This window comes from Pseudomonas sp. NPDC012596 (assembly GCF_042902325.1).
Lineage (GTDB): Bacteria > Pseudomonadota > Gammaproteobacteria > Pseudomonadales > Pseudomonadaceae > Aquipseudomonas.
Map to the genome: position 1 here is coordinate 79,649 of NZ_JBIBEB010000022.1, position 24,481 is coordinate 104,129.

Genomic DNA, 24,481 nt, shown 5'->3' on the forward strand with positions numbered 1-24,481 from the left:
GGACGACCTGTCTGTTCGCCGGCCGACTGAAGCGTCAGCACCGCAGCACTAATTGCCACACTTTGCTCAGCGAGTCGGAAATCCAGAGTCATTTTGAAGAGAAAGAAGTAGAGCGATTCACGCTACTCTCGGTCGTGCAGCACAGGCGAGAGTAGCGTTTTTGTATGTTGGCTATGAAATTCCACATAAAACCGGGAGCTAATTCCTCTTTTTAGCTCCTAACAATTTTTGCAACTCCTCCCATTTGCGCAAGTGCGAAACACCACCGACGAGCCTGTTGATAAACTTTTTTGCTTCCTTGGATTTAGCAGTACCTATCACCAGGTGCGTATAGCTCTGGTAAGTAAAAGGATTCCCTGCACTCTTCGGATAGTCGCTAATAAGTAGAGCCGCTATGTGGTGCGACACGTGATCACGAGTGGCACCAAGAGGATGTGCATCTCTATAAATATCGACACGAAGCTCAGCGCTGTCCCAGAGTTCTTTAGAAAAACTAAGTTTTTCAGAACTTTGTTCATTCGTAGCACCCTGAGGTACTTGGCTCGCCTGACTGGATCCTGCGGAATTTGTCGAGCCGGCTGGCCCGGGCACCGAGTTCGAGTTACTTGTTGGATTGGAATTGAGGGATGCATCGGCCCTAGCAGCTGGCGGTGATGGCGGCGGTGTATGTCGAGTTGCTCCGCTGCGGTTGCGAGATGAACCAACGGTCGGAATCACATACCGTTTTGCAATGCGTTCTTCCCAAAGTCTGGCCTTTATATTTCCGCTCGGATCCGTGTGATTGACCGGATCACAACCACAATACGCATAACAATTCAGCCCACCTAAACCAAAAGGGCTGTACGGGTCAGGCGAGAGAAAGCGCATCATTCTCGGATTGAACACTCGCCGCCCGTTCCCTAACAAATAGCATCCGGTCAATGTGTCAAGCGCTTGCCCATTGAATGCTAAAGCAACACGATGCGTACGCTCACCAGAAAAGCCATAGACAGTATATCTCATGAAACCACCCCCCAGGCATCCACTCAGTAGCATTTGACGGCCAAGCAGCTTCGCCATTGCGAACCCAACCCATTTTGTCCTAAAGCTTTCACATTTTGCCGCTCTCAAAAAACTGCAACTTATGGCCAATCACAAGGAATAAAACCCACATAGCCGTGCCAATTTCAATCTGCCTCATACATAAACACACCGCCCCCTCCGACGCCACTAGTAGATTTACCAGGTCATAACACGCACAGGTCATGACACGGTTACCAATCATTTTTAGCTGGGCTCCCACTGTTTCACCAACGTCTCACACCGTCTCGGTGTGCAACAGCGCGCGCCTGCAATCGAAGCGACGTGGCCAGACAAAACCCAAACGCCTTCAACGCTTTCAGGCGATCAACCCACTTGGCACGCCGCGATTTTGTGGCTGGCGCTGCCGGCGCACCACCTGCCTTCAGCCATGCTCCAAGGCGGACAACCATGGCCTGCCTGGAACGGCGCGTTGCAACAAATGTAGGAGCGGCTTCAGCCGCGATGCGCCGCGCGGGCGGCGCTCGATCTACGCCGCACCGCAAGCCTTAAGCCCTACACCCCACCCCCACCACCATTCCCAACCCCCAACCCTGGGGAACACCCCCCAAATTCAACCTGCACAAACACACCCGCCCACCCCCCCCACCCCCCGCCCCACAAGCCCTCCAGCCCATTTCCAGCCACTTGGCACGGCTGTTGCCGCTCCCCTGCCAGACGCCCCAAGTCCATGGGCCCGTTTGCAGGAGGAATAGACTCATGCACCGACCGATACCCAACCCGCTGGCCGTGGCGATTTTCGCCAGCATGCTCCAGCTCCCGGCACAGGCAGCGCTGTTTGCCGTCGACACCGGTCCCTACAACCCCGCCAATGGCGGCTTTGCCGCCTGGTATCAGGACACCCACGGGCGAACCCTGGACCTGTGCCTGACCAAGGCTGTCAGCTCACGTGTCGCCGGCGCGCCTGGGTCCCCGGCCTACATGTGCACGCTGCTGCCAACACCGGGGGTGTTCGATGACACCCAACCCATCGTTTTCCCCAGCAACTTCCCCGACGAGGCCTTCTGGTTCACCGCCGACGCTGCCATCGTCGACGCGGCCCGCGGCATCGACCTCAGCTACGGCACGGCAATCGAAGCGGCCTTCGCCGCCGAAGAGCCGGTAGAAGGCGATCAGGTGAGCTTCGCCCGGGTGCGCATCCGCGTCGATGTGCCCACTGCCGGCACCTACGTGGTCACCCACCCGTACGGCGTCGAAGTGTTCGACGTACCCGCCGCAGGCCGGCGGGCGATCAACATGACCCGCGACATCGGCATCGCTGGCGCCGGCGATTTCAGCGGCGCGCTCAAGGGTGATGTCGGGCCGTTCCTGCGCAGCGTCAACGGCCCTTACACCGAGGGCAGCGAACGTTTCATCGGCGACCCTAACCTGGAAGAGCGCGTCACCGGCAGCCCGTTCAATACCAACTTCGTGCGCATCGAAGGCCCTGGCGGTATTGACCTGCGTACCGAGCTGTTCTCGATTTCGGGCAAGCTTTCCGATGTGGCCAGGCCGACCCCGTTGATGCCACTGCGCAGCACCTACTCACGGCACACTGAAAACGGCGACCTGCGTGCCCAGCAGGATGTGTTCGTGATGGCCCCGCCACCGCCGGCCGCCGTCACCCTGACCAGCCAGACGCCAAACCTGAACCTGACCGAAGCCAACAGTACCGGCGCCTGGTATGCCCAGTCGGTGCTCAACCCGATCGTCCCGGCCACGTTGGTGCTGACCGCCGACAACAGTGTGGCGATCCCTACCAGCAGCCCGGCCACCGCCAACCTGCCACTTACCGACCTGGTGACCATCACCCGCGCCGAATTCAGCCTGGCCAGCGGCCAGCTGACCCTGGTGGCAAGCACCAGTGATGAGACCAGCCCGCCGGTACTTTCGGCGCGGAGCGGCAACGGCACCTTCATCGGCAACCTGGCGGGTAACGGTGCGGTGAAGACGCTAAGCACCTCCCTCTCGCCCATCCCGCCGGCCAAGGTGCAGGTCACCAGCGCCAATGGCGGTAGCGACAGCGAAGACGTGGTGCTGGTGCCATGAACAGACAAAGGCTCCGCCTTCAAGGAGGCAGCATGAACACTTGGCAACGCCGCGCGCTGTTGGCCGCCGGTTTCTCCCTCACTGTCAGCAGCGCGGCCTGGGCCGCACTGTCCGATGTCGACCCGGGCCCCTACACCTTCGCCACGGGTGGTTACCCGATGTGGTACAAGGACGCCAACGACCTTTCACTGGAGCTGTGCCAGTCGCGCGCCACCAGCACCCGAGCGCCTGGCGCACCGGGTGCACCGGCGTACATGTGCACCCTGCTGCCAGAGCCGGGCGTGTATGACGACGCCCTGCCCCTGGTGTTCCCCGACAACTGGCCACCGGAGATGTTCTGGTTCCTGGCCGAAACCGCAATCCCGCAGGTAGGCAACAGCGGCTACGAGCTGGAAGTCTATGTGGCGGGGCTGGAAGCCGCCTTCGCGGCGGAAAACCCGGTAGACGGCGACCAGCAGAGCTTTGCCCGTATCCGTATCCGCGCCTCGGTGCCCCGCACCGGTACCTACACCATTACGCACCCCTATGGTGTGGAAACGGTCAACGTGACCACGGCGGGTCGCCGGGCGATCAACATCACCCGCGACATCGGCATCGGCGCCCCCGGCAACTTCACCGGCGCGCTCAACGGCAACCTCGGCCCATGGCTGCGTGGCGCCGGCGGGCCCTACACCGAGGTCAACCCGGACACCGGCGCCAGCGAAACATTCGTCGGCGACCCGAACATCACCGAGGCGGTCACCGGCAGCCCGTTCAACACCAACTTCGTGCGCATCGAAGGCCCAGCCGGAGCTATCCAGACCAACGTGTTCACGGTATCGGGCAAGGTACTCGACCAACGTGCGCAAACCCCTGTGACGTTGGAACGGGCCACGTACTCGCGCAACGGCACCGGCACCCGCGTCGAGGTCTTCGCCAAGGCCCCGAACGACGCCAGCGTGTGCATGCGCAATGGCCTGGCGCTGGTGGGCACGCCGCCCTCGCCCTGCCAGTTCAGCCTGCTCTCGGATAACAACGGCCTGTTCTTCAGCCAGCAGCTCAGCCAGGTTGCACCGCCGCCGGTGGTGGTGGTCACCGCCAGCACGACGGCCGGCGCCACCCGCCCGACCGCGCTGTCGAGCAAGTTGAGCGACGTGGTTAAGGTGAACACCGCACGCTACGACTGGGCCAACAAGCGCCTGGTGATCGAAGCGCACTCCAGCGACGAAGTGGTGATCCCCGACCTGGTCGCTCAAGGCTATGGTCGGCTGTCCAAGTCCGGCACCGTGCAAAGCCTGACGGTCAACGACCTGGCTCAACCACCGGCTACCGTTACCATCAAATCCGCCCATGGCGGCAGCGATGTGGAACCCGTGATCGTGGTGGGCAACGCGCCGGTCGAAGCCGCCAACCAGCCGCCGCTGGCCCAGGCCGACACCGGCAGCACCAGCGTCGGGGTGCCACTGACCCTCAACCTGCTGCAGAACGACAGCGACCCGGACGGCAACGTGCCACTGACTATCAGTGACCTCACTCAACCGGGTACGGGGCTGGGCGGCGTCGTGCTCAACGGCACTACCTCGGTCACCTACACCCCGCCAGCGGGCGCCACGCAACCTTTGGTGGCCACCTTCAGCTATCAGGCGGTGGATGCCAAAGGGCTGAAGTCGACACCGGCTACCGTGACCGTCAACGTTGCCCCCAACCAGCCGCCAACCGTGGCTGCCCAAACCGTCGCGACACTGGGTGTACCGCTGACCATCAACGTGCTGGCAGGCGCCGCCGACCCTGAAGGCAACAACCCGCTGGTGGTCGCTGCCGTCACGCAGCCCGCTGCCGGTCGCGGCACGGTCAGCACCGACGGCAGCACGGTCACCTACACCCCACCGGCCACGGTCACTGCGGCGTTCAGCACCACGTTCACCTTCCAGGTACGTGACTCGCTCGGGGCGCTGTCCAACCCCGGCACCGTCACCGTCAACGTGTCACCACGCCCCGCCGCCGAGACCTTCGCGGTCACGGCCGCAACGGTCCAGGCACGCTCCAACAACCGGTACAACTGGGACATCAGCGGCACGTCCTCGGTGACCACCGGTAACACCATCACCGTGCGCGTCACGACCACCACCGGTGTGCAGACCTTGGGCACCACCACGGTACCACTGACCGGCCGCTGGCGCCTGGTGGTGAGCAACAGCACGACGGTGATCCCGACAGCGGCCCCGACGGCGACCGTTACCACCAGCCAAGGCACCACCCGCACTGTCAACGTGACCGTGCAGTGAGGCCGGGAGAACGCCATGAACCGTCTGTACCCACTGCTGTTGTGCCTGGCACTTGCCGGCCAGGCACAAGCCGACGACCTGATGGACAACGCCGACCTTGCCGCCGGCAACGACCTCGGTGACCCGGTGATCATCCGCCTGCTGCCGGCCGGTGCTGGCCAAGTAGCGGTGATCGAGCAGCAGGGGGCGGGCAACCGCGCCGCCCTCGACCAGAACGGCCAGGCCCTGCTGGGCCGCATCGTCCAGGCCGGGGGCGCGCAGGAGGCGTACATCCTGCAAGAAGGGAGTGACCTGATGGCCAGCATCAGCCAACAGGGAAATGGCAACAGCGCGTCGATCCGCCAGAGCGGCACCAGCAATAACGCCAGCATCGAGCAGATCGGCAACGACAACAGCGCCAGCATCGTGCAAGCCGGCTCGGGCCTGAGCAGTTCCGTGACCCAGGCCGGCAATGGCCAGCATGTGCAGATCACCCAATACCGATAGACCTGGAGGCACCACCATGTTCAAGCTCGCTCCGTTAAGCGCCGCTATCGTCCTGGCCCTCGCCGGCCAGGTCATGGCGGACGACAGCACCTCGACCCAGTCGCAGACCGGTAACCAGAACGTCGCCGAAGTCAAACAGACCGTCGCGCCCTTCGCCGCAGCCACCCAGACCCAGTCCGGCAAGGGCCATAACCACCTGGCGGTGCAGGACACCAGCACCAGCTACATCGACCAGAGCGCCACGGGCTCGTACAACGCCGGCTACGGTGAGCAACTGATCGAGAACGCCAGCCAGATCACCCAGCAGGCGGCCGGCACCTACAACGACGCCTTCGCCAGCCAGTCGTTGGGCGAAAACAATGAGGCGCTGCAAGTGCAGCAAGGCGCAGAGAACCGTTCGACGGTGTGGCAGGACAGCCAACTGGGGAGCCAGGCCACCACCCGGCAAAGCGGCCAGCGCAACGAAGCGTTCGTCGAGCAACTGTTCGGCGGCAGCAACAACAAAAGTTTGGTGAACCAGGACGGCCAAGACAACTACGCCGCGGCCGAGCACCTGACGCACAACGACGGCAACATCCAGATCTACCAGCAAGGCAAGCAGAACTGGGCCTACGGCGACCAGCGTGACGGCACTGGCGGCATCATCGCCATCGACCAGAACGGTACCGGCAACTCGATGGAAGTCTGGCAGGACACGCAAACCGGCAGCCAGGCCACCGTCAACCAGAACGGCCAGCTCAACGAAGGCTACATCGACCAAAGCCTGGGCAATGACAACACCGCCAGCCTGTACCAACAAGGCAAGTCCAACGCCAGCTGGTCGGATCAGTTCGAAACCACCCACTCGAACACCAGGGTTTCCCAGGCCGGCACCAGCAACCTGCATTTCACCTACCAGAACGGTGACAACCAGAGCCTGACCATCAACACCCAAGGCACGGGCAACAAGGTCATGGCCAGCAACTGGAAAGGCGAGAAACTCGGTGGCCAGTTCGGCAGCGACCAGACCGCCGTGATCAACCAGAAAGGCACCGGCAACGCCGTCAACCTGACCCAGAACGGCAACCTGCAGCTGGCCAACCTGGGCCAGAAAGGCACCAACAACTCGATGGAAACCAAGCAGGCCGACAGCAACAACGAGCTGTACTTCGAGCAGAACGGCACCGACAACATCCTGGTCGCCGACCAGCGCGGCACCGACAACTACGCCACCGGCGACACCACCGGTACCGGCAGCACCATCACCCTCGACCAGTCCGGCTACGCCAACCAGAGCTACACCACGCAGCTGTACGGCAGTGGCAACAACGCCAACATCAAGCAGACCGACACCGCCAACGTCGCCTACGTGACCCAGGGCGGCAACAACAACAAGGCCATCGTCGACCAGGCCGGCGCCAACCAGAGCGCCACCATCACCCAGATGGGCAACGGCAACACGGCTACCGCTACTCAGCGTTGAAGGCTCCCCCCTTGAACCGCGCCGTCTACTCTCCCTGGCGGCCGCGGTTCCTTTTTCATGCCTCGGTCTTGACTAGTCTGTACGGGCCCTATCGCCGGCAAGCCGGCTCCCACAAGACCATCACAGCTTTTGATACCTGCGCAGTACCTGTGGGAGCCGGCTTGCCGGCGATAGGCCAGACAGGATAACAGCGCTAGAATGGCGATTCCCCACACCAGCGCCACCACCATGATCCAGTCCGACCTCGACCTGTTCGGCCCCCAGCCGCAACGCCTGGCCAGCCACACCGTGCTGCTGCCCGGCTTCGCCCTGGCCGAAGTCGAACCGCTGCTCGATGCACTGCGCCCGGTACTGCGCGCCGCACCGTTCCGCCACATGCAGACGCCGGGCGGCCTAAGCATGGCAGTGGCGCTGACCAATTGCGGTTCGCTGGGCTGGGTGAGTGACAGCAAGGGCTATCGCTACAGCCCGACCGACCCGGTCAGCGGCAGAGCGTGGCCTGCCCTGCCCCAGGTCTTGCTCGACCTCGCGGGTCGCGCGGCTGCGGCGGCGGGCTTCGACGGGTTTGTGCCAGATGCCTGCCTGGTCAACCACTACCTCCCCGGCACCCGCTTGAGCCTGCACCAGGACCGCGAAGAAGCAGATTTCGGCCAGCCGATCGTGTCGATTTCACTGGGTTTGCCTGCGGTTTTTCTGTTTGGTGGGCTACAGCGTTCGGACCGAACCCAGCGGATACCGTTGAGCCATGGCGATGTGCTGGTGTGGGGTGGCGAGGACCGGTTGCGCTTTCATGGGGTGTTGCCAATCAAGCCGGGTGTGCATCCGAGGATGGGGGAGCGGCGGATCAATTTGACGTTGCGCAAGGCGGGGTAACAGCTTTGGCTGTACCGGCCCAATCGCCGGCAAGCCGGCTCCCACAGGGTACGGCATTGCTGAGGTTACTGTGGGAGCCGGCTTGCCGGCGATAGGGCCGGTAATGGCGCTGGGGATGCCTCAGGCCGTGCGTACCTGGGCAGCCTTGCTTTGCACTGTCACCTGCTGCAGTTCCACCCCATCGAGCAACGCCTCGACCACCGCTTTAGCCGAGTCCAGTGCGTGATCGTTGCTCAGCAACAGATCCCGGCAGGTGCCGGTGGCAACTTCCATGGCCTTGAGGTTGGTCGCAAACGCCCCTTTGAGCAGCGTCGACAGATGCACCAGCGCATCTTCGAAGTCCACACCCGAGCGCACCGCAAACAAAGCCGGGTGGCTGCATTCACAATTGCCGAAATCGGAAGACGCCGTGGTGGCGCGGGTTGGAGGGTCGGGTAAGCCTTTTGTCATTGTGTCGCTCCTTGATTCAATGGAGCCGCCACAAATCGCTACCAAACGAAAGGGTGACGGCTGTACGCAGGTTGGTAGACCGGGAATCAAGGAAACCGGCGCGCACGGAGGCGCCCTACGCACAGCCGCCATAAAACGAAACAGCCGGGCAAAAAAAACGCCAACTGTATCGCAGAGCGGGCGCTTGTGCGCCTTGATTGATCGCGGGCTACCAAACCCGGCCGCTGGATTTACAGCAGCGCGCAGAGACTACCGCTGCCGGGGAAGGGTTTCAAGGGCGGGGCACGTTCAGAAACACTTGTGTTGCCAGGGCATGCCCTTTCGCGGGCAAGCCCGCCCCCACACCAATCGTGTGATCTAGAGACTTTCCGGCACCTCGTTAGCTGTAATTTTTTCCAGTAGACGCCTTGCCGAAGCTCCCGATTAAATGGAGCCCTACGATGATGTTGAACGGAGGAGTAGCAAAATATGCGTAGCATAACCGTCATCGGCACGACAATCAGCCACAATGAACCAAGGGCTATAAGCTATAACGCCTATGGATATGTGAACACCCGTAAAACCGATGCAACCCACCTTCTTTACAACGGCGAGCTGTTACTTAATGGCCTCTACCTATTGGGGTTGGGCTATAGAGCCTATAGCCCAACCCTCAAGACTTTTCGTACAGAGCCTAGTGCTCCACTGCGCTGTGTTCTTCTCGAATCCAGCTAGTGGCGTCTTATTGTTTCGGAACTTTTTGCACAAACCTCCTAAGCTGGTCTACCTTCGTGCCAAGGTTTCTCCCACTTAATCCAGGATTCAGCGCGATAGCCACATCGTAGAGAGAACCTTTCACCCCCATATCTTTAGCTAACTCCATAGCAAGCCCACCAATCATCTCACGCTTGCTAAGAGTTGATTTCTCATTCGCTCCTTGATCGGACAAATAACTCTCAAGGAGGTTCGATGCCTTTTGAACAAGAGAAGCTTCAGGACTGAGAGGCGTGACAGCCTGGCCCGACGCTTCCACAGGATCTAGGGGATTTGCAGGGCCCACCTTCTCATGCTCAACATTTGACGAAGCACCTGATTTAGAACTCGTTCCGCCTGAAGAACTTCCGCCCTTAGCGGTACTCCTTGAGCTTGAGGATACAGTTTTCACCCTAGGAACTGGCTTTTCACTCTTCGGGATGATTGAATGCTTACCCATCGCACTAGGATCAGAGTAGTTGATAGGATCGCCCTCACAATACATATAGGCATTCAAACCACCCTTATCGAATGGACTCATGATATCGGGCGACAAAAAACGCATCAAAACTGGGCTATAGGCACGTCTGCCGCGCCCTAGCAGATCGCACCCGACGACACCATCCCGGGCTTCTCCGTTAAAGCCAATCAGCGATTCTCTGGATGTCAAATCATCGAATCCATAGGCGCTATAGGAACGCGTTATATTTGCTTTTAGCACAGAGTTTTCCCGATTCGCAGCCAGCAACAATGTACTCGTCGACAATGTGTTTCTATCCAGTTCGCTCAGCACGCATTCCATACCGTAAAGGATGCTCCGCGTTTGAGCTCCGTTGAGCTCAAGCGCCAGCCGCTTACCTATATAGAAATATTTTCGCATCGTCCCGTCTCCCGGAATTAGTTAGAGAGCGTTACGATTGATTTATTCTCAAGACTGCGCAACTGGTAGATTTAACAGGTCTGTGTAAGCCTGGGAGTGCCGCATAGGCCAGTATCGCCAACAGCGTTACAATGGCCTTACCCCATGCCCGTACCACCACCATGATCCAGTCCGACCTCGACCTGTTCGGCCCCCAGCCGCAACGCCTTGCCAGCCACACCGTGCTGCTGCCCGGCTTCGCCCTGGCCGAAGTCGAACCGCTGCTCGATGCACTGCGCCCGGTACTGCGCGCCGCACCGTTCCGGCACATGCAGACGCCGGGCGGCCTAAGCATGGCAGTGGCGCTGACCAATTGCGGTTCGCTGGGCTGGGTGAGTGACAGCAAGGGCTATCGCTACAGCCCGACCGACCCGGTCAGCGGCAGAGCGTGGCCTGCCCTGCCCCAGGTCTTGCTCGACCTCGCGGGTCGCGCGGCTGCGGCGGCGGGCTTCGACGGGTTTGTGCCAGATGCCTGCCTGGTCAACCACTACCTCCCCGGCACCCGCTTGAGCCTGCACCAGGACCGCGAAGAAGCAGATTTCGGCCAGCCGATCGTGTCGATTTCACTGGGTTTGCCGGCGGTTTTCCTGTTCGGCGGGCTACAGCGTTCGGACCGAACCCAGCGGATACCGTTGAGCCATGGCGATGTGCTGGTGTGGGGCGGCGAGGACCGGTTGCGCTTTCATGGGGTGTTGCCAATCAAGCCGGGTGTGCATCCGCGGATGGGGGAGCGGCGGATCAATTTGACGTTGCGCAAGGCGGGCTAACAAACCGTAGGAGCGGATTCATCCGCGATGCGCCGCGCGGGCGGCGCTCGATATCCGACGCCCTGCAGGAGGCAAGGCAGGCGCCTGTCAATATCAATACGGCCTCAAACCTCGGCCGATTCTGTTCGCGGTGTTATCCGAGGCGCATGCCTTGAATTTTGCAGCGTTGCGCAAATCGAGCGCCGCCCGCGCGGCGCATCGCGGATGAATCCGCTCCTACATTTGTTGCAACGTGCCATGGCCTGTGAGGCCACAGTTGCCAGCCTTGTTGGCATGACGCGATTTTTCCGTTGGCGCTGCCGGCGCCCCACCAGCCTTCAGCCATGCGCCAAGGCGACCAACCATGGCCTGACTGGAACGGCACGTTGCAACAAACCGTAGGAGCGGATTCATCCGCGATGCGCCGCGCGGGCGGCGCTCGATTTGCGCGACGCTGCAGAATTCAAGGCGTGGCCTTTAGAAAACAGCGCGAACAGAATCTGCCCGGCCTGAGACCGTGTTGACATTGACGGGCGCCTGCCTTGATTCCTGCAGGGCGTCGGAAATCGAGCGCCGCCCGCGCGGCGCATCGCGGATGAATCCGCTCCTACGGTTTGTTGCAACGTGCCGCATTCTGACAGGCCATGGGTGTCCGCATTGAGACCTCATTGCTGTTGCGACTGGCTCAGGTACTTGTCCACCCCGGCTTTGCCCTCCCCCGCATCCCCCGCCACCTGCCACAAGCGCCGTTCGATGCCCTGCGCCAGCAAATGCCCCACCGCCGCCTCGATCGCCGACAGCACACACAACTGCGCCGGCTCGTTGGTGGTGTACCCCACCTCCGCCTCCAGCAGCTTCTTGAACTCGATGAACTTGAACACCCCGGCACTACGCCCCACCGAATAGATGGTCTTGCTAGTCATCACGTTGGCCAGCACCTGCCCGGTGCGCACATCCACCGCGCGCAGGTTGACCGTCACCTGGTCCACCCGGTATTCGCGGGAGATGTCGATCCCTAAGTAGCGCGCACCTTCCCCGCCGCTGCGCACGTTGGTGTCGTAGGCGATGATGCCGCCTTCGAGCATCAGGTTGGCAGCTTGCAGGGGGGGCAGCTCGGCCATGATGTTTTCCGCCACGTCGGGCTTTTTCTGCGAGGCGCGGATGATCTTGCGTTCGGTCAGCAGGTTCTGCAGGCCTTCGCGCTCCAGCACCACGAACCAGCCGCTGGCACTCAGGGCATCCATCAGCATGCTCGCGGCACCCTGGGTGACGCTGGTGGAGAACGAGCTGGCCGGGGTGGGTTTGTATTGGCCCGTCTGGTCGCGAAAGCCGTAGACCACCGCCATCAGCCGGCCTCTGGGGCGCGGCATGTTGATCAGGTCGTAGTAGGTCGAGGCGCGCGGGGTCAGGGTCGGGGTTTCCGAGTCCTGTTCGGCCGACATCGGTTCGCGCAGGCTGCAACCCTGAAGGCCTTGCAGCGCGGCGAGGATCAGCAAAGTGCTCAACAGACGTTTCATGGTGTTCTCTCCCCAACTAAAAGCCCTTCCCTCTCAGGGGTTCAGGCCGCTGACCTCGATGATCGAAATTTCTCCCGTGGCGCGGTCGGTGACCTGGATGCTCAGGGCACCAGAGTCGTCGAGCACATCGATCAGGAAAGCGTCGGTGGCCATGCTGCCGGTCTGGCCGTTGCTGATGTTGTCCAGCAGCTGCGACAACATCCGCGACTCCAACTGGTTGCTGAAGCGCTCCAGGGCCGAGGTGCCGCCAAAGGCAGCGGTGCGGTCCTTGAGGTCGGGGTCGTCGTAGTCGTTTTGCGCCTGGGCGTTGTTCAGCAGCCAGGTGCCGTTGAGCGGGTTGCCGCCGAAGGCCGGGTTGACCGGGGTGTACACCAGCTCCGTGGCCTGGGCGGCGAAGGCGCCGGCCAGCAGGCTGGCTGCGATGCAGTGCGCAATGCGGGTGTTCATAGCTCATCCCTCTCCAGATCAGTGGTGTCCTGGAGCAGGCGTTGCAGCTTGCGCTGAATCACCTCCTGCTTGACCAGGTCGGCGGCCGCGACGGCCTCTTCTTTCAATTGGGTGACGTTGGGCGGCAGAAAGCGCCGGTACAGCACGTCGCGCTCGAACTCCACCGTCACCAGGCTGCCCCAGCGGGCATCCGGGCGTTCGCGCACCACCAGGTTGAAATCCAGGCGGCTGGTGGCGCGCAGGCGGTCGGCGAAGTAGTAGTAAAAGTCGTGGCCGATGTGCGAGATGGTGTTGTCGACGATAAAACCCTTCATCTCGTCTTCGGCTTCGGCCCGGGCCACACCAGGCACCCCAGCGGCCAGCAGCAGGCCAAGGCTCAGGCAAAACACATTGAGGCCTTTCATGGCGTGTCTCCGGAACCCGCGGTATGGGTTTGCGCGCCGCTGGCGCTTTCGTTGAAGGCTTGTTCGCCAACGAACTGCCAGTCGCTGTAATGCTCAAGGCCTTCGAAGCCCGACCACTGGGTGTCGAAGCCGCTGCGCTTGAACGGGGTGGCGTCTGAGCGGCTGTGCACGCCGGTGATACGCCCATCGACCGAACGCAGCAGGCCCCATTCGTCACTGCCGGTGATCGGGTCCGGGTACAGCCGGCGGATGTGATGCCGGGGCTCGGGGAAGCGGTTGTCGTCAAGCAGGTCGGCCAGCGCCTGCGGGTACTGGGCCAGGCCCGGCGAGGCGCGGTAGTAGCTGCGCAGGGCCTGGGCATACTGGCTGCCCACCCACAGCAACTGGCGCTCGTGATCGCGCTGGGCAGCGCTCGACCACACCGTGCCGGTGGCCGCCAGGGCCACGCTACTGACCGCAATCAGCAGCAGCACGCCCAGGTAGGTGAAGCCGGTGCAGGCCTTACCACTCAGCGAAGAGGCTGCCATCACGCGCCCTCCCTGTTGCACCGCTCTTGATATCGGCCACACCGCCTGCCACGCCTTCCGGCGGTGGCACCAACTGCCAGGCATCGCTGCGTTCGGTGATAGGGTCCACCGGGGTGTTGCGCAGGTAACGCAGCTCGACCAGTTGCTCCAGCGAATCGGGGTAGTGCCCGGTGTCGCCGTAGAAGTGATCGAGCGATTCGCGCAGCACCGCCAGGCTCTGGCGCAGGCTGGCCTCGCGGGCGCTCTCCAGGCTGTTGAAGTAGCGCGGCATGGCGATGGTCATCAGCGTGGCGATGATCGCCATTACCACCAGCAGTTCGATCAGGGTGAAGCCTTGGCTGCGTTTCATGGCCGTCACCATTGCCCGTAGGGGATATTGTTGAGCCCTTTGCCGCGGGCTTTGGAGTACACGTCGAAGACGTCCTGGCCCTCCCGCGGGTTGTCCGGGCTGCTGTCGTAGGCGCGTACGCCCCAGCCACCGCCGTCTTCGCCCTTGGCCGCCAGCAGCGGGTCGTGCGGGATGCGCCGCAGGAAGTAGAACTTGGCGCCTTTGGCGCTGCGCACATCGCGCACGCCATCGACCAGCACCTGCAGGTTTGGTGGGTAGCCGCTGGCGTCCAGGCGTTTTTCGATGAAGCCTGCGTCGAAAGCGCGCTTGTAGGCGTCGATTGCATCGCGGATCTGGTACAGCGCCTCGCGCAGTTGCTGCTCCTTGCCGCGGCGCACCACCGTTTCGGTCAGCGGTGCGGCCATGCTGGCGAGCAGCCCGAGCAGTGCCAGGGTCAGCACTACCTCGATCAGGCTGAAGCCTTGCTGGCGGCGTTTCATGGACGTGGGCTCCGAGTTGCCGGCACCACCGCCATCTGGCTTTCGACCACCGGTGCCTCACCCGGCTCGGCGTTGGGCGTGTCGGCCGGCAACGCACCGGCCGGCAGCGGCTGGGCCAGCTGGCGCACCTGCAGGCTCGATTCGGTGCCGGTGGCGAACTCCATGTCCGATGGGCTTTGGTACGGCAGGTTGCGCACAATGCGTGGGGTGATGGCCAGCACCAGTTCGGACTTGCTCATGTCGTCGCGGTTGCTGCCAAACAGCCGGCCCAGGCCCGGGATGTCGCCAAGGCCTGGGATCTTGTTGCCGCTGGAGGTCTTGTCGTTGCGCACCAGGCCTGCCAGCACCTGGGTTTCGCCGTCGTGCAGGCGCAGGCTGGTCTGGGCGTTGCGGGTGTCCACCTGGACCGGAATGGTGCCCTGGCGGGTCGGCTCCAGCGGGGTGGCGTTGCTGACTTCCAGCGCCACCTTGATCGCCACTTCGTTGTTCAGGTGCACGGTAGGCTGCACTTCAAGCTTCAAGCCGACGTCCAGGTAGGTGACGCTTTCGGTGATCACCGGGCCTTGGGTCGAAGGCACCGAGGTGGCGCTGATGATCGGCACGCGCTGGCCGATGTGGATGCGCGCCTGCTCACGGTTGCTGACGCGGATCACCGGGCTGGCCAGGGTGTTGATGTCCTTGTCCTGCGCGTTGATCTTGGCCTGCGGCGCCGGGGAGATGCTGATGCGGCCGGAATTGATGCCGCGCAGCTGGTCGAGCACGCTGACCGGGTTGCCGTCGTCGCTCAGCACGCCGAAGGTGTTGGGCCATTGCAGGCCGAGGTCGAGGATGCGCGAGCGGGCCACTTCCATAACCTCCACTTCCAGCACCACCTCGGGGTTGGACTGGTCCTGGGACTGCAGCAGCTTCTCGGCCATGCGCACGGCATCCGGGGTGTCGCGCATGGTCAGCGTGTTGAGGCGCTCGTCGACGAACACGTCGCGGGTCTTGAGCATGGTCTTGACCATGTTCAGCGCTGTGTTGGCGTCGATGCTGGTCAGGTAGAAGGTGCGCATGACCAGTTCCTGGTAGTCCTTGGTCTTCTGCGGCGAGTCGGGGTAGATCAGCAGGGTGTTGTCGTTGACGATCTTCTGGTGCAGCTGGTTCTGCTCCAGCAGCAGCGCCACGGCATCTTCGATGCGCACATCACGCACGAAGATGGTGGCTTTCATGTCCGGGCGCAGGTCCTTGTCGAAGATGAAGTTGATGCCCGCCACCTGCGACAGCACTTCGAAAATGGTCTTCACCGCGGCGTCGCGAAACTCCAGGGTGACCGGGCGCTCCAGCTTGCTGCGCAATTGCGGGAACGGCTGCGCGGTGCGCGCCTGGACGTTCTCGATGTCGCTGCGCAACATGATGCCCTTCTGGTTTTGCGGGTCCAGGCGCAGCACTTCGCGCATGTAGCGCTCGGCGCCGAACAGGTCGCCCTGGCGCAGGGCGGCCTGGCCCAGCGCCACGCGGTCATCGAGGGTGCGCATCAGCTCGATCTGGCGGATGCCTTCCTGGGCGCGGCGGTTGTTCGGCTCGAAGGTGAGCACGCGGCCATAGCCCATGCGCGCGCCGGCGAAGTCGTGGCGGGCACGGTCGCTGTCGGCCTGGGCAAGCAGCGCCTCGACCGCTTGCTGGCGGCCGTGAGCCAGGGCGATGTTCAGGTCGGTGTCACGCGGGTCTTCGCGCAGGGCCTCTTCCAGGCGCGCGATGCCGGCCTCGTACTGGCCTTCCTGCATCAGCTCCTGGCTGTCCTTGCGCACCCCGCTCGAACCGCAGCCGGCAATGGCCACGCAGAGCGCCAGGAGCATGAACGGAGCAGGCTTGCACAACTTGGACGGCTTCATGGTGCGCTCCCGACAGACAGAGTCTGCGACTGATGCAAGGGCAGGTAGACCAGGTCCAGCTCGTTGGCCGAGACCCGGTCAAGGCGGTAGGTGTCTTCGATCACGTCGCCCTGGCGCACGACGTAGAGCTTTTCGCCGCTCTGCAGGAAGATCTGCAGGTCGTCGCGGTCGCCGATGCGGCCGATGAACTGGAAGGGCAGCGCCGGCGCCGTGGGGGCAGCCGCCACTACCGGCGTGGCGATTACAGGTTGTTCGGTGACCGTGGCCAGGGTTTGCGGGGCGGTCCATTGCTGGCGGGGGAAGAGGTCTCTGGAGGCCTGTTCCGGCCTCATCGCCGGCAAGCCGGCTCCCACAGAGGTCGGTGTTGTAAGCGACGGCTTGCTGGCGATGGGGGCCACCTCACCTTCCTGATCAAACCAGTGCCCTGGCGCCCAGGCCAATGCCCCGGCTACCCCCAGAAACCCCACCCACATCACTGCGCGCTGAGTGTTCATCACGACCTCGACAGGTAAAGGGTCATGCGCAGGCGGCCGTTGAGCTCGCTGTCGCCGATGCGTTTGCGTTGCAGCTCGAGGTCTTCAAGCACCAGGGTGGGCAATTGGCCCAGCAGCCCGCGCAGGAAGCCGCGGATCTGCGGGTAGCTGCCGCGTACCGGCAGGACGATCTGGTAGCGCGCCAGCTGGGTCCTCGGATCGACGCCCAGGGCGTACTCACCCCGCGCCAGGCTGATGTGCTCGGCGCTGGCCAGGTGGTACAGGCGCTCGATCAGCTCGCTGGCCTCGGGTTGCCCCGGCAGCTGCTGACGCAGGGTGTCCAGCGCTTGCTGCTCGGGCTTGACGGCAATCTTCAGTTCGCCGCGCTTTACCCGCTCGACCTGGGCGCTGGCATCGGCCTCGGTGGCGCGCAGTTCGCGCAGGGTTTGCCACTGCGGCAGTACACCGGCCAGCGCAATGCCCAGCGCCAGTGCCGCGACCGCGGCGCCAGCCAGGCCGACCGGGCCAACGCGGCGCAGCTGCTCGTGGAGGATCAGGCTGCTTATGGAGTCAGGGGCGCGCATGGCCGGTCTCCCAGGTGGCAGTGAGGGTGAAGCGCACCGGGTGCTCGGGCTGGCGCGCCAGCACCTCATGGTTGAGCAGCGACACATCACTTAACTCAGCGCTCTGCTCCAGGCGGTGGTGGTACTGCAGCATCGCTTCGAGGTTGCGCGCTTCGGCGGCAATGCGGACCTGGCCCTTGCGCGCATCGGGGGTGATGCTGAGCAGGGCGACGTCTTCCTGGGGCTGCGCTTCGAGCATGGCGAACAGTTGCTGCCAGGGCCGTTGCAGTTGCTGCGAGACGCTGCGCATCTGTGCCAGGTTTTCCGCTTGTTCGCGGCTGGCGGCGCTGCTCTGCGGTGCAGCCGTGGCCGGGCGGCGGCCCAGTTGCAACTCAAGGCCATGCACGCGGGTTTCCAGGGCCACCTGTTCGGTTTGCAGGTGCTGTTGCAGCAGTACCAGCACGGCCACTATGGCGCCGCCGAGCACCAGCAGCGACCAGGCCAGCGGGCTGCTGCGCCGGGGTTGGAATTCCAGGTCGAGGCGGCGCATCTCAGGCCACCGCTCGCCACATGGCGCACAGTGGGTCGGCTTCGCTGGCCGGTTGGCACAGCTGCACCGCCGCCAGTTGCGGCACGTCACCCCGGCCCGGGGCGTGCAGGTAGACCCGTGGCATCTGCTCGCCGTACAGCTCGCAGGTGCGCTCGATCAGTGCCTGCAAAGCCTGGTCGCTGTCGGCGCAGCCTTGCGCCAACACCTGCTGCCAGGCGCCGCCTGCGGCCAGCAGCAGCACACTGCGGCGGGGTTCGGCGAGCACGAACAGGAAGTCGCCCTGCTGCAGTTGTGCCGAGCAGCGGTTGTACGCGGCCATTAGGTACGGCTGCACCGAGCGCAGCCGCAAGTGGCTGTCCCGCCCCAGCGCTTGCAGGCCTTGCAGCAAGGCCTGGGGCAGCGCGGTGGCGATGCGCGCAGCGCCAGCCGGCTCTGGCGACAGAACGATACGCCAGTCGTCCAGCGGCTGCGCATACAGGTTCTCGAAGCAGGCACGGGCGTAGGCGTCCAGCTCGCGCGGGTGGCTGATGGCATCGCTCCAGGGCACCAGGCAGAAGCGGCTGAAGCGGGCCGACAGCAGCACCTGCAACTGGCCGCCACGCACGGTGTGTTCGGCCAGCAGTGCGGCGAGCACCTGCAAGGCGGCTTCCCAGGCCGGTTGCGCAGCGTCGCAGGTGAACTCGCGGCTGCCCAGCCACTGGTGCTGGTTAGCGTGCCAGCGGCCCAGGCCGACACCTTCTGCACCGAGCACGGCGCAGTATTTTTGGGAGGCATGATCACGCAATGAATGTGACACGGTTGATCTCCTCAAGTGTGGTGCGGCCCTCGCGGACCAGGTCCAGGGCGGATGCGCGCAGCAGGCGCAGGCCGCGTTGGCAGGCCAGCGCCTTGATCTGCGCGAGCGGCCGGCGTTCGACGATCATCTGCCGCAGGTCGTCGTCCAGGTGCAGCAATTCGGCGATGGCGCTGCGGCCGCGGTAGCCACTGCCGCGGCATTGGCCACAGCCCTGGGCGCGGACGAACTGCCAGCCGTGCACGGCGTCGCGGGTCAGCCCGGAAGCGGCGAGGATTTCATCATCGGCCTCGCAGGGGCTGCAGCAGTGCGGGCAGGCCAGGCGGATCAGGCGCTGGGCCAGCACGGCATTGAGCGCAGAAACGAAGCTGTAGGGGTCGACCTGCATCTGGCTGAAGCGGCCGATTACATCGAAGACGTTGTTGGCGTGGATGGTGGTGAACACCAGGTGGCCGGTGAGCGCCGACTGCACGGCGATCTGCGCGGTGTCGGGGTCGCGGATCTCGCCGACCAGGATCTTGTCCGGGTCGTGGCGCAGGATCGAGCGCAGGCCGCGGGCGAAGGTCAGGCCCTTCTTCTCGTTGACCGGGATCTGCAGCACGCCGGGCAGTTGGTATTCGACCGGGTCTTCGATGGTGATGATCTTGTCCACGCCGTGGTTGATCTCGCTGATCATGGCGTACAGGGTGGTGGTCTTGCCGCTGCCGGTGGGCCCGGTGACCAGGATCATGCCGTAGGGTTCGGCAGCCAGGCGGCGCAAGGCGCGCAGGGTTTCGTCGGCAAAGCCCAGGGCCTGCAGCTGCACGCCGCTGACCCGGTCGGACAAGTCCTGCTTGTCGAGCACCCGCAGCACCGCGTCTTCACCGAAGATGCTCGGCATGATCGACACGCGAAAGTCGATCTGGCGGTCACCCACGGCGACCTTGAAGCGGCCGTCCTGGGGCACCCGCTTCTCGCCGATGTCGAGCTCGGCCATCACCTTGATGCGCGAGATGACCTGGTCGGCGAAGGCGCTGCCGCTGGCCTTGCCGGCGCCGTTGAGCACGCCGTCGATGCGGTACTTGATGGTCAGGCCCTGGCCGGTCATGCCCAGGTGGATATCGCTGGCATGCTGCTTGAGGGCGTCGTAGAGGGTCGAGTTGACCAGCTTGACCACCTTGCTCTGGTCTTCGCTGATGCTGGTCAGCGACAACCGCTGCAGCGGGTCGCTTTCGCTGCTGGCCTCGGCGTCGTGGTCGAGGGCATCGACGGCGTGGAAGCTTTCTTCGTGGCGCGCCAGGAAGGTGGCAAGGTCGGCGGCGTGGGCCAGGTACAGCGGCGCGCCTTGCAGCACGTCGTCGATCCAGGCCAGGCGGCTGTGGTCGAAGGGGTCGGCGAACACGCCACACAGGTTGCCGCCCTGCTCTATCAGCACGAATTCGCGCTTCAGGCACTGGGCCAGGCTGGCCTTGTCGAAGCGCGGGGTGCTGGCCAGCAACGCCTGGCTGCACAGCACCGGGTAATGCAGGGTGGCGCCCAGGCGGCGGACGAAGGTGTCGGGGGTGTCGCAGGCAAGACGTTCCAGGCAGTTGAGCAGGCGCTCATCGCTGGCCTGCAGGCGGGCCTGGGCCAGGAGCTCCCGGGGGTAGCCCGCTGGCATGCAGGCCTGGTTGCGCCCTATCGCGGATAAATCCGCTCCTACATCGAATGCATCGGACATGGCCTGCGACTCCGCTCAGGGGGCGCGTCGCAGGCTCGGTGAGGGCTGCGGGCGCCGCTATTCCCCTGTGAGCAGTTGGTCGTCGTCAGGCCCGGGGGGGTTGCCGCCATTACGGCGGCGGTCTGCCAGGACCCAGCTACCATCGTACAACTGCAGGGGGAACAATTCGTTCCTGGTCTGGCGTCGTTCGACGAACCCGTCTGCCGGGTTGTCCGTGGCCCTGCGCCGGCGCTCTATGCCCATCAGGTCGAAGATCGCGCGGGCCAGTTCCACCAGTGGGAACGGCTTGAACAGGACATGGGTCACGCCAAGTTCGGCAGCGCGCTCACGGACCTCGGCGGTCGGGTGGGCGGTAATCAGCACGAAATGGCACTGCCTGTTCTTGCGCACGGTCTCCAGGACCTGAAACCCCTCCATGTCGGGCAAGCGGTAATCCAGCACAATCACACCCGGTGCCAGGCTCTCAGCCAGGCCGATACCACTGGCACCGTCGTGGGCAACATGGACTTCCAGGCCTTGCGCCTGCAAATACGCCTGCAGGTTCTGCGCAAGTGTCTGTTCGTCATCGACTACCAATACTCTGTTCACCAAGGTCGACTCCCAAGAACTGCCCGGTTCCCCGGTCTGCGAAGTGCGGCCTTGGTAAGGCTTGAGCAGGCTTCGTGCCAGGCGTGAATAGTCATGTCGCACCACTGTAAGCCATTGATCTGGCTAGTATTTTTAATGCCACCACAAACAGCCGCAGGCGCGGTGCCCCACATCCGGGGCACCTGATGGCACTTTGCCAAGCCTTTATTCCCCAGCTTTGGGGAAACGCTGGAGGGGCCGTCAGTCAGCGAGTTCCACTTTAGCGGATTCGCGCAAACGTTGGCGCACGGTTTGCCGTGCCTGCGTCTGCAATTGCGCGATGAGCGCGCCCCTGGCCAGCACCAGGCCCTGTTCGCGTATGACCGAAGGGTTATCACTTTGGTTCTGCACGCCTTGCAGTGTTTTGCTATTGGCCTGGTAGAACGCCTCTACCTCGGCCTGGGTGGGCGCCGGCACCGCGCTGAGCTGGGCATATACCTGCTGCGAAGCCAGCTCGTGGCGCATGTACTCAGCGTAAGCTGCCCGGTCGAAACCTGCATCGGCCAGGCGCCTTTCGAACAGCGCCGGGCTGCCGAATGCCGCCTCCACCTCACCCACCTGCGCCGCTACCTGTTCGTCGCTGATGGCGATGCCGCGGCGTTGCGCTTCCTGCCACAGCAACTCCTTGTCGATCAGCTCATCCAGGGCCTGACTGCGCAGGCGCTTGTACAACGTCGGGTTGCGGATACTGCTGAGCGCACGGCCCTGGGCCTCGAGGTATTCGCTGAAATAGCGCTCCAGGCGCAGCACGCCGATGTCCACACCATTGACCCGCGCGGCAGGCATATCGGCCCAGCTCGCCTTGGCGACCACCAGCAACAGGCACAGCAACAGGGTACGCATGGCAACCTCCGCTCAAGGGCTGACCGGCACCGGCCGGTACGGGGCGACAGATGTGAAGCGCGGCCCGGGCAGGGCCACCGCGACCACGTGGGCACCGGCCATGCCCTGGCGCCGGCCTGGGCCGAAGCCGAGCGCAGGGGTCAGGCCAGTGTCGATGTCATGCAGGCCCTCCAGGGCCGCCACCAGGCGCTCGCGGCTGAGGTCGCGGCCACTTTGTTTGAGGGCCTCGGTCAGCAGGCGCAGGGCGCACAGGGTGTTGACCTGCAGCGACGCCTGGCGCGGGTCGAGGTTTTGGCGCTGCTGCAGGCCGGCCAAGCTCGCCATACCCTGCTCGGTCCAGTCGCCAGGCACGAACGGATAGGCCAGGAACACCCTTTGCGACCAGTACGCAGGCAGCGCGGCCACGGCGCCGGCCACTTGGCTGGAGGTGGCGAACAGGTAGGGTGCTCGGCCTGCCGCCTGCAATGCCGCAGCCAGTTCGGCAAAGGCCTGCGCGCGGCCAATGAAGACTACCCCCTGCCCCTGCACGGCCTGGCCGCTGAAGGCCTCGATCGGTGCTGGCTGCCAACCCTGCTGCTGCAAGCGCTCGCGCACAAGCTCGGCCAACGCTGCCTGATCGGTGCCGGCGTACACCACGCGCAGGGCGCCCGGTGCCAGGCCAAGGTTGGCGCGGGCATGGGCGGCCAGGCTCAGCAATTGTGTGTCGATGCCCGGCAGCGGGTCGAATATCTGCACACTGCCGCCACTGCGCGGCGTGCTGCCTATCAAGGGCACGCCTTGCTGTTCTAGCAGCGTGGCCAGGCGCTGGTCGAGCATCGGCGCCAGCGGGCTGACCAGGGCAAAGGCCTGCTCTTTACCGAGCAACCGCTGCAGGGCTTGCTCGGCGCTGGCCTGATCGACCCCGGGGTCGGCCACCAGCAGTTCCAGGCGCCGGCCATGAATGCCGCCCTGCTGGTTGAGTTGTGCTACGCCGTCTTCAAGCACAGCGCGCACCACATGGCCGGCGCCGGCCAATGGCCCCTTGGCGGGTATCAAGGTGCCCAGGCGTAATACCCCCGCCTCTACACCCGGGTCGCGGTCTTCTGCCAGGCGTTTCAGGTAAGCGCTGAGGTTGCGCTGGTCGGCCAGGGTCAGCTCGAAGCGCGGCATGGCCGGGTCGAGGCGATTGCCGGCAGGGTCTACGCCGTGCTGGATGGCCCGGGCCAGGGTGGCGTCGGTGTAGGCTGGATAGCTACGCCCATTGCTCTGGCGTGGGCCTTGGCCGAGGGCCAGGCGTTGCCAGTCAAGGCTTGGTGGGCGCACACCCCCTTCGGCGCGGCCCTGGCCGTCCGTGCCGTGGCAACTGGCGCAGGGCAGCACGCTGGCGGGGACAGTCATGTTGCTGGCGCCGACGCGGGCGGTGAGTTGGGCGTCGCTGCTGGACAGGCCTTCGCGGTAGAGATGCTTGCCGGCTTGTTCGCTGGCAGTAAGCTCCAACGCCAAGGCTGGAGCACAGACAGCCAAGCCAAGCATCACCATGAATCCAGCTCTGTTCATTCTGGCCTCATCGCCGGCAAGCCGGCTCCCACACTGTTGGGCGCCGCGCTGCATACCCTGTGGGGGCCGGCTTGCCGGCGATGAGGCCCACAGGAACACTAACGGCTCCATGGTCAAGTGCCATTTACCGCCCGGCCAAAGGCTGGGCCAGCAGCTGCATGCGCTGGGCGATGGCCGCTGGCGGCGCATCGGGGCGGATCTTGCTCCAGCGTTTGCCGGCCACGTCACCGGCTATCAGCTGGGTCGAGTGCTGTTCGGGGCTGGGCAGGAACTGGCCGATGCGGCCCAGCACCAGATCGACACTGGCCTTGTCGCCGGTCAGGAACAGCCAGTTGGCACTGTCCACGCCCTGCTTCTGGGCAAACGCCTTGAGCGCTGCCGGGGTGTCGTTGAGCGGGTCGCTGCTGATCGACACGAAGGTCACCTGGCTGGCCAGCGCCGGGCCCATGGCCTCGCGGACCTCACGCAGCTTGCGGGTAATCAGCGGGCAGGCGTCGGTGCAGTGGGTGAAGATCACGTTGAGCATCACCACCTTGTCCTTGAGCACGTCACTGTAGAAACGCAGCGAACGGCCGTTCTGGTCCTGCAGCACGGTGTCGGTGAACCACGCCTGGGCATCGCGGGTGCCGCCGCCGCTGGCCATCGTCGGTGGCGCCGGTTGCGGGCTGGGGGCCTGGGGCGCATGGCCTTCGTGGGCCATGGCCATCGAGGCGAAAATCCACAGGCAAGCGGCCAGGACCAGCCAGTCGAAGCTGCGCAT

25 protein-coding genes are annotated in these 24,481 nt (G+C 63.9%); 6 read left to right on the forward strand and 19 right to left on the reverse strand.

From position 1 onward, the window contains the following. Positions 1-198: 198 nt before the first annotated feature. Positions 199-1,002: an RHS repeat-associated core domain-containing protein gene (locus ACFY68_RS22880; protein WP_387532069.1), complete on the reverse strand. Its 804-nt coding sequence runs from the start codon at positions 1,000-1,002 to the stop codon at positions 199-201. Between the two features lie 777 nt (positions 1,003-1,779). Between ACFY68_RS22880 and ACFY68_RS22885 the strand changes: the two genes are divergently transcribed. From ACFY68_RS22885 to alkB (ACFY68_RS22905), 5 genes are all read left to right on the forward strand, one after another. Beyond that, positions 1,780-3,108 (forward strand): hypothetical protein, encoded by a 1,329-nt coding sequence (locus ACFY68_RS22885; protein WP_387532072.1) that lies wholly within the window; start codon positions 1,780-1,782, stop codon positions 3,106-3,108. A gap of 32 nt (positions 3,109-3,140) precedes the next feature. Then, positions 3,141-5,372 carry an Ig-like domain-containing protein gene (locus ACFY68_RS22890; RefSeq protein ID WP_387532075.1) on the forward strand — a complete coding sequence of 744 codons (2,232 nt, stop codon included), beginning with the start codon at positions 3,141-3,143 and terminating at the stop codon, positions 5,370-5,372. Between the two features lie 15 nt (positions 5,373-5,387). Beyond that, positions 5,388-5,858 (forward strand): curlin, encoded by a 471-nt coding sequence (locus ACFY68_RS22895; protein WP_387532078.1) that lies wholly within the window; start codon positions 5,388-5,390, stop codon positions 5,856-5,858. Between the two features lie 16 nt (positions 5,859-5,874). Beyond that, the gene (locus ACFY68_RS22900) at positions 5,875-7,320 is read left to right on the forward strand and encodes a curlin (RefSeq protein WP_387532080.1); all 1,446 of its coding nucleotides are present in this window, start codon (positions 5,875-5,877) and stop codon (positions 7,318-7,320) included. A gap of 228 nt (positions 7,321-7,548) precedes the next feature. Then, positions 7,549-8,193 carry a DNA oxidative demethylase AlkB gene (gene alkB, locus ACFY68_RS22905; RefSeq protein WP_387532145.1) on the forward strand — a complete coding sequence of 215 codons (645 nt, stop codon included), beginning with the start codon at positions 7,549-7,551 and terminating at the stop codon, positions 8,191-8,193. A 120-nt stretch (positions 8,194-8,313) separates the two neighbouring features. Here alkB (ACFY68_RS22905) and ACFY68_RS22910 read toward each other — a convergent pair whose 3' ends face one another. Further along, positions 8,314-8,559 carry a hypothetical protein gene (locus ACFY68_RS22910; RefSeq protein ID WP_387532148.1) on the reverse strand — a complete coding sequence of 82 codons (246 nt, stop codon included), beginning with the start codon at positions 8,557-8,559 and terminating at the stop codon, positions 8,314-8,316. An 805-nt stretch (positions 8,560-9,364) separates the two neighbouring features. Beyond that, positions 9,365-10,255 (reverse strand): RHS repeat-associated core domain-containing protein, encoded by an 891-nt coding sequence (locus ACFY68_RS22915; RefSeq protein ID WP_387532083.1) that lies wholly within the window; start codon positions 10,253-10,255, stop codon positions 9,365-9,367. A gap of 161 nt (positions 10,256-10,416) precedes the next feature. Here ACFY68_RS22915 and alkB (ACFY68_RS22920) point away from each other — a divergent pair, with 161 nt between their 5' ends. Then, entirely contained in the window at positions 10,417-11,061 is a 645-nt protein-coding gene (alkB, locus tag ACFY68_RS22920) for a DNA oxidative demethylase AlkB (RefSeq protein WP_387532145.1), read from the forward strand. Positions 11,062-11,705: 644 nt separating this feature from the next. On the opposite strand, the gene ACFY68_RS22925 is transcribed toward alkB (ACFY68_RS22920), so the two are convergent. From ACFY68_RS22925 to ACFY68_RS23000, 16 genes are all read right to left on the reverse strand, one after another. Then, positions 11,706-12,557, reverse strand: a complete 852-nt coding sequence (locus ACFY68_RS22925; RefSeq protein WP_387532086.1) for a CsgG/HfaB family protein — start codon at positions 12,555-12,557, stop codon at positions 11,706-11,708. 33 nt (positions 12,558-12,590) lie between these two features. After that, positions 12,591-13,004, reverse strand: coding sequence for a curli assembly protein CsgF (locus ACFY68_RS22930; protein WP_387532089.1), 414 nt, complete (start codon positions 13,002-13,004; stop codon positions 12,591-12,593). After that, complete coding sequence (gene csgE, locus ACFY68_RS22935) at positions 13,001-13,408, reverse strand: curli production assembly/transport protein CsgE (RefSeq protein WP_387532092.1); 408 nt, start codon at positions 13,406-13,408, stop codon at positions 13,001-13,003. The genes ACFY68_RS22930 and csgE overlap by 4 nt, the downstream gene beginning before the upstream one ends. Further along, positions 13,405-13,935: a type II secretion system protein gene (locus tag ACFY68_RS22940; protein WP_387532094.1), complete on the reverse strand. Its 531-nt coding sequence runs from the start codon at positions 13,933-13,935 to the stop codon at positions 13,405-13,407. Before ACFY68_RS22940 ends, csgE begins: the two co-directional genes overlap by 4 nt. Next, positions 13,910-14,284, reverse strand: coding sequence for a type II secretion system protein (locus ACFY68_RS22945; protein ID WP_346615868.1), 375 nt, complete (start codon positions 14,282-14,284; stop codon positions 13,910-13,912). Before ACFY68_RS22945 ends, ACFY68_RS22940 begins: the two co-directional genes overlap by 26 nt. 5 nt (positions 14,285-14,289) lie before the next feature. After that, positions 14,290-14,763, reverse strand: a complete 474-nt coding sequence (locus ACFY68_RS22950) for a type II secretion system protein (protein ID WP_346615867.1) — start codon at positions 14,761-14,763, stop codon at positions 14,290-14,292. Then, on the reverse strand, positions 14,760-16,637 hold the full coding sequence (locus tag ACFY68_RS22955) for a secretin N-terminal domain-containing protein (protein WP_387532097.1): 1,878 nt from the start codon (positions 16,635-16,637) through the stop codon (positions 14,760-14,762). Before ACFY68_RS22955 ends, ACFY68_RS22950 begins: the two co-directional genes overlap by 4 nt. Beyond that, a complete protein-coding gene (locus ACFY68_RS22960; protein WP_387532098.1) occupies positions 16,634-17,131 on the reverse strand; it encodes a hypothetical protein in 498 nt (165 codons plus the stop codon). Before ACFY68_RS22960 ends, ACFY68_RS22955 begins: the two co-directional genes overlap by 4 nt. After that, positions 17,131-17,694 carry a type 4a pilus biogenesis protein PilO gene (gene pilO, locus ACFY68_RS22965; protein ID WP_387532100.1) on the reverse strand — a complete coding sequence of 188 codons (564 nt, stop codon included), beginning with the start codon at positions 17,692-17,694 and terminating at the stop codon, positions 17,131-17,133. The genes ACFY68_RS22960 and pilO overlap by 1 nt, the downstream gene beginning before the upstream one ends. After that, positions 17,681-18,223: a PilN domain-containing protein gene (locus ACFY68_RS22970; RefSeq protein WP_387532103.1), complete on the reverse strand. Its 543-nt coding sequence runs from the start codon at positions 18,221-18,223 to the stop codon at positions 17,681-17,683. Before ACFY68_RS22970 ends, pilO begins: the two co-directional genes overlap by 14 nt. Before the next feature lies 1 nt (position 18,224). Next, positions 18,225-19,019, reverse strand: coding sequence for a hypothetical protein (locus tag ACFY68_RS22975; RefSeq protein ID WP_387532106.1), 795 nt, complete (start codon positions 19,017-19,019; stop codon positions 18,225-18,227). Continuing rightward, positions 19,000-20,655, reverse strand: a complete 1,656-nt coding sequence (locus ACFY68_RS22980; RefSeq protein ID WP_387532151.1) for a GspE/PulE family protein — start codon at positions 20,653-20,655, stop codon at positions 19,000-19,002. Before ACFY68_RS22980 ends, ACFY68_RS22975 begins: the two co-directional genes overlap by 20 nt. A gap of 117 nt (positions 20,656-20,772) precedes the next feature. Next, positions 20,773-21,306 (reverse strand): response regulator, encoded by a 534-nt coding sequence (locus tag ACFY68_RS22985; protein ID WP_387532108.1) that lies wholly within the window; start codon positions 21,304-21,306, stop codon positions 20,773-20,775. Positions 21,307-21,543: 237 nt separating this feature from the next. Next, entirely contained in the window at positions 21,544-22,185 is a 642-nt protein-coding gene (locus ACFY68_RS22990) for a SurA N-terminal domain-containing protein (RefSeq protein WP_387532111.1), read from the reverse strand. A gap of 12 nt (positions 22,186-22,197) precedes the next feature. Further along, positions 22,198-23,721 carry an ABC transporter substrate-binding protein gene (locus ACFY68_RS22995; protein WP_387532114.1) on the reverse strand — a complete coding sequence of 508 codons (1,524 nt, stop codon included), beginning with the start codon at positions 23,719-23,721 and terminating at the stop codon, positions 22,198-22,200. 124 nt (positions 23,722-23,845) lie between these two features. Beyond that, entirely contained in the window at positions 23,846-24,481 is a 636-nt protein-coding gene (locus ACFY68_RS23000; protein WP_387532153.1) for an SCO family protein, read from the reverse strand.

Coding starts and splice junctions, on each gene's coding strand:
- csgE (WP_387532092.1), bottom strand. CDS start 13,408: ATGAAAGGCCTCAATGTGTTTTGCCTGAGCCTTGGCCTGCTGCTGGCC.
- ACFY68_RS22930 (WP_387532089.1), bottom strand. CDS start 13,004: ATGAACACCCGCATTGCGCACTGCATCGCAGCCAGCCTGCTGGCCGGC.
- alkB (WP_387532145.1), top strand. CDS start 7,549: ATGATCCAGTCCGACCTCGACCTGTTCGGCCCCCAGCCGCAACGCCTG.
- ACFY68_RS22990 (WP_387532111.1), bottom strand. CDS start 22,185: ATGCGTACCCTGTTGCTGTGCCTGTTGCTGGTGGTCGCCAAGGCGAGC.
- ACFY68_RS22995 (WP_387532114.1), bottom strand. CDS start 23,721: ATGAACAGAGCTGGATTCATGGTGATGCTTGGCTTGGCTGTCTGTGCT.
- ACFY68_RS22925 (WP_387532086.1), bottom strand. CDS start 12,557: ATGAAACGTCTGTTGAGCACTTTGCTGATCCTCGCCGCGCTGCAAGGC.
- ACFY68_RS22890 (WP_387532075.1), top strand. CDS start 3,141: ATGAACACTTGGCAACGCCGCGCGCTGTTGGCCGCCGGTTTCTCCCTC.
- ACFY68_RS22895 (WP_387532078.1), top strand. CDS start 5,388: ATGAACCGTCTGTACCCACTGCTGTTGTGCCTGGCACTTGCCGGCCAG.
- ACFY68_RS22950 (WP_346615867.1), bottom strand. CDS start 14,763: ATGAAACGCCGCCAGCAAGGCTTCAGCCTGATCGAGGTAGTGCTGACC.
- alkB (WP_387532145.1), top strand. CDS start 10,417: ATGATCCAGTCCGACCTCGACCTGTTCGGCCCCCAGCCGCAACGCCTT.
- ACFY68_RS22940 (WP_387532094.1), bottom strand. CDS start 13,935: ATGGCAGCCTCTTCGCTGAGTGGTAAGGCCTGCACCGGCTTCACCTAC.
- ACFY68_RS22970 (WP_387532103.1), bottom strand. CDS start 18,223: ATGCGCCGCCTCGACCTGGAATTCCAACCCCGGCGCAGCAGCCCGCTG.
- ACFY68_RS22900 (WP_387532080.1), top strand. CDS start 5,875: ATGTTCAAGCTCGCTCCGTTAAGCGCCGCTATCGTCCTGGCCCTCGCC.
- ACFY68_RS22945 (WP_346615868.1), bottom strand. CDS start 14,284: ATGAAACGCAGCCAAGGCTTCACCCTGATCGAACTGCTGGTGGTAATG.
- ACFY68_RS22885 (WP_387532072.1), top strand. CDS start 1,780: ATGCACCGACCGATACCCAACCCGCTGGCCGTGGCGATTTTCGCCAGC.
- ACFY68_RS22955 (WP_387532097.1), bottom strand. CDS start 16,637: ATGAAGCCGTCCAAGTTGTGCAAGCCTGCTCCGTTCATGCTCCTGGCG.
- ACFY68_RS22880 (WP_387532069.1), bottom strand. CDS start 1,002: ATGAGATATACTGTCTATGGCTTTTCTGGTGAGCGTACGCATCGTGTT.
- ACFY68_RS22915 (WP_387532083.1), bottom strand. CDS start 10,255: ATGCGAAAATATTTCTATATAGGTAAGCGGCTGGCGCTTGAGCTCAAC.
- pilO (WP_387532100.1), bottom strand. CDS start 17,694: ATGCGCGCCCCTGACTCCATAAGCAGCCTGATCCTCCACGAGCAGCTG.
- ACFY68_RS22960 (WP_387532098.1), bottom strand. CDS start 17,131: ATGAACACTCAGCGCGCAGTGATGTGGGTGGGGTTTCTGGGGGTAGCC.
- ACFY68_RS22980 (WP_387532151.1), bottom strand. CDS start 20,655: ATGCCAGCGGGCTACCCCCGGGAGCTCCTGGCCCAGGCCCGCCTGCAG.
- ACFY68_RS23000 (WP_387532153.1), bottom strand. CDS start 24,481: ATGCGCAGCTTCGACTGGCTGGTCCTGGCCGCTTGCCTGTGGATTTTC.